Genomic DNA, 3,531 nt, shown 5'->3' on the forward strand with positions numbered 1-3,531 from the left:
GGCGTGGCCATCGAACTGAACAACCTCAATGCAACGCCTGCGCCCTCCGCACGCTAGGCAGCGCTGACGGCTCACCACCACTCCCATTCCCCCTCACCCGACCTTGAAAATTCGGCCGCCAGCCTTTACAGTAAGACGATGGGCCGCCCGTCCGGGCGGCTTCTTGTTGCCCCTCGCGGCTCGTCCCGAAGCTTCGGGATGAACGCTCGCCGTGAACGGTGGGCCGTCCGTTGGGAGGTCGTTCAACGGTAGGACATCAGACTCTGGATCTGATTATCCAGGTTCGAATCCTGGCCTCCCAGCCAATCTACGCTGAGTGGACAATGTACCCCGTTCCCCATCGGTTCTCCACTCACCGAGGCCAGAGCCACCCGAAGACGCCGGCGGTTAAAAGCCCGTACACCAGTCCGTCGAACATATGCTTGATCGTCGTGCTCCAGGCCTGACCCTTCCAGATCGAATCGAGGGCCTGACCCGCAGAGTAGCCCAGAAAAGCCACGGTGCCTGCTATTCGAAAAACCGCCAGGTACTCGGTACCGACATGCAGGGTGCGTCCGGCAAGGTAGGCCACGAAGACGCCCATCGCCAAGCAAAAAATAAACCACTTCAGCAGATACTTTCCCATCGCCGGCGGCCTGCTAGGAAGCACCGTGACCAAACCGACCGGTCCCTTCTTGTACTTCTCGATCATCTCCGCCGATTTCAGTTCCTTGTGGCTGGTGACATGCGGAAACATGTAGTGGCCAGGGAACACGCCCGCGCTGCGCATGGCCTCAAGCAGTTTTTCCTCGTTGGGCAGCCTTTTGTAGTCACTTCGGTGATAGGGCAACACCATGTGGATAATCGAGCTGGCGATGAACACCACCACCGCGGAAAGCAGGATGGGAAGCCATAGTGCTGTCACGGATACCATCTCTTCCTCCTCCTTTGAGTAGACTTCATAAGACCAGGCGTCGTCCAAACATCTGAGCCGATTGAAATGCCCAAGGAAATAGCCACTGACCCAGTGCTAGCAACTATCTGCCCCACCTCTGAGCCAATCAACACACCTCCCCTAGACGTGGCAGACCCTAAGGAAGGAATTCGATCATGCCGATGCCGGCTTCGCGGAGCTCCAAGGCCTCAACGGCGATGCGCTTGCCATCCGGATGAACGTCAAAGCGCAATTGCGGAAACAGTGCCCAGTAGATGTCGAGCATCCGAACCGAGAGTACCCGCGTCGGCGGCGTGCCATCGCGCCGCACGCGCAACAAGGCTGCGTTCAAGTCGGGTTTGCCGGCAGCGAGGAAAAGCTCGTCCGGACTGGCCCAGGCACACCAGCTTACCCAGCCGCGGAAGACCTGGCGCGGCGGCTTGCCGAATTCGTAGATCCACAGCCCGGCTTCCGCATCGCCTTGCCGCCGTGCAGGAACGATGTACGCGAAGGCGCGCCCATCAGGCGACCACCGCGGGAGCCTGCCGTGTATGCCCTCTAGCGTTTGATCTTGGTTGCTGGTGGGGTCGAATATATGAATCTGTTCATCAGCGGCGGTGAACACCACTCGGCCACCCGGCCCCACGTCGTAGAAGGTGTCCCCAAAGACCGTGAGGCGTAGCTTTTCTGCCGAACTGCCATCGGGCGCAATTCGCCACACCTCTGCTATTCCCATTATCCCGCGGCGAGCAATGTAAACCAGGCTCTGGCCATCCGGCACCCACCGCGGAAAGACGCTAATTCCACGCTCATCGCCCACGACCTGCACCGCGTCCGATCCGTCGGCATTCATCACCCAGATGTATGGGGCCTCGGCGCCTTGTCGGGCCGTAAAATACGCGATGCGCTTCCCATCGGGGGAATAGGCCGGGGCCACCTCTTGGCGTGCCGAATCGCTCGTTAGCCACTTCGGCCTGCGACCGTCTTTCGAGTCCAGCGCGAGTTCTTCCAGGTTGATATTCATTCGGTAGGTCGAAAATACGACCCGTTTGCCATCCGCCGACACGTCCGGGTCAACGTCGTCACCCTGTCCGGCGGTGACCTGCTCGAGCGAGCCGCCGCGCGCGGGGATTTTCCAAATATTCGTCGCACCGCCGCGGCTGGAAGCGAAATAGATGGATTCACCGTCCGGCGCCCAAGCCGGCGAGAGCACGAGCGCGCCGTCCTCGGTCAGATGGCGAACCTTGCCGCTGGCAAGCTCCACCGCGGCCAGCTCGCCATACGGGCCACCTGCTCCCCTGCGGCGCACGAAGGCAAGTTGCCGGGCGTCGAGGGAATACGCCGGCTGGCGATGAATGACGAAATGCTGCTCCGGCTGGGTCGCTTGGCGAGGATTACCCCCTGTGGCGTCGCAGACCCAGATGGTGTTCGTGCTGAGGTTAGCATAGGCGAGCGAACGGCCGTCGGGAGACCACGCGGGGTCGGTTGCGTTGGCCAGGAGCTTGCGCGGCGTGCCGCCCAACGCCGGCACCACCCAGATGTCCCACAGCCCGTCTTCGTTGAGTCGCCCGTAGGCAATCTTCGTGCCGTCGGGCGACCACCGTGGTCGCGCCTCAAGATTCGCATCGTTCGTGATCCGCACCAGATTTCCCCCGACCACCAGGCCCATCCAGATGTCGAATTGGCCGTCGCGGTCGGAGACAAACACCACCGAGCGACCATCGGGCGATAGGGAAGGCTGCACTTCCACGCCGCTGAAGTTGGTGACTACGCTGAAGCGCCGCGCCTGGGCCCCTGAGCGTCCCGCGGCACGCTGCCATTGCCAGTAGGCAAAGATCGTAGCCAGCGCAAAGAGGCTCGCCAGCCCCCAGGGCAGCGCACGACGCCATAGAGGCAACGCTGGAAACCTTGCTGCCGAGACCCTAACGGCTGGCGCTGCTCGACCGCTGAGGGTTTCTTCAATCTCGATGCGCGCGTCGGCAATATCGTGCAGGCGCCGATTCCTATCCTTTTCGAGGCAGCGACGCAACAACACGCGAATGTTCGGCGGCGTACTCTCAGGCAGAGACGTCCAATCCGGCTCGCTTTTCAGGATCGAGGCCAGGGAGTCAGCGATGGTATCGCCGCCGAAGACCTGCCGGCCCGTCAGCGTCTCATACAGCACGCAGCCGAAGGCCCAAATGTCAGCCCGCTTGTCCATCGGCCGACCCTTAGCCTGTTCAGGCGACATGTACGCAGCCGTGCCTAAGATCACACCAGCGCGCGTCGCGGCCACGCCGAGCGTGGGCGAAGCGGAAGGATCTCCCTCTTCTCCTTCGTCTTCGAACGCCTTCGCCAAGCCAAAGTCCAGCACCTTCACAGTGCCTTTGGGTGTGACCTTGATGTTGCCGGGCTTGAGGTCGCGATGGATGATGCCGTGCTCATGCGCATATTCCAGCGCTTCGGCGACCTGCTTCGCAATCGGCAGCGCTTCCTCCAGCGGCAACGCACCCCGCCCGAGCCGCTCGGCCAGCGTCTCCCCGGGGACCAGCTCAAGCACGAGGCAGCGAACGCCGTCAGACTCCTCCAGGCCGTAAATGGCGGCGATGTTGGGGTGGTTTAACGAAGCGAGCAGTTGG

Annotated in this window: 2 protein-coding genes and 1 tRNA gene; 1 reads left to right on the plus strand and 2 read right to left on the minus strand. The window is 61.9% G+C overall.

Annotated features, from left to right (window positions below; genetic code table 11):
• Positions 1-231: 231 nt before the first annotated feature.
• A tRNA-Gln gene (locus VIH17_07515) sits at positions 232-305 on the plus strand.
• A 47-nt stretch (positions 306-352) separates the two neighbouring features.
• Here VIH17_07515 and VIH17_07520 read toward each other — a convergent pair.
• Positions 353-913, minus strand: coding sequence for a hypothetical protein (locus tag VIH17_07520; protein ID HEY4683084.1), 561 nt, complete (start codon positions 911-913; stop codon positions 353-355).
• A gap of 157 nt (positions 914-1,070) precedes the next feature.
• The coding region (locus tag VIH17_07525; protein HEY4683085.1) for a protein kinase at positions 1,071-3,531 on the minus strand (2,461 nt) is incomplete at its 5' end.

This window comes from Candidatus Acidiferrales bacterium (assembly GCA_036514995.1).
In the GTDB taxonomy this organism is placed as follows: Bacteria; Acidobacteriota; Terriglobia; order Acidiferrales; family DATBWB01; genus DATBWB01.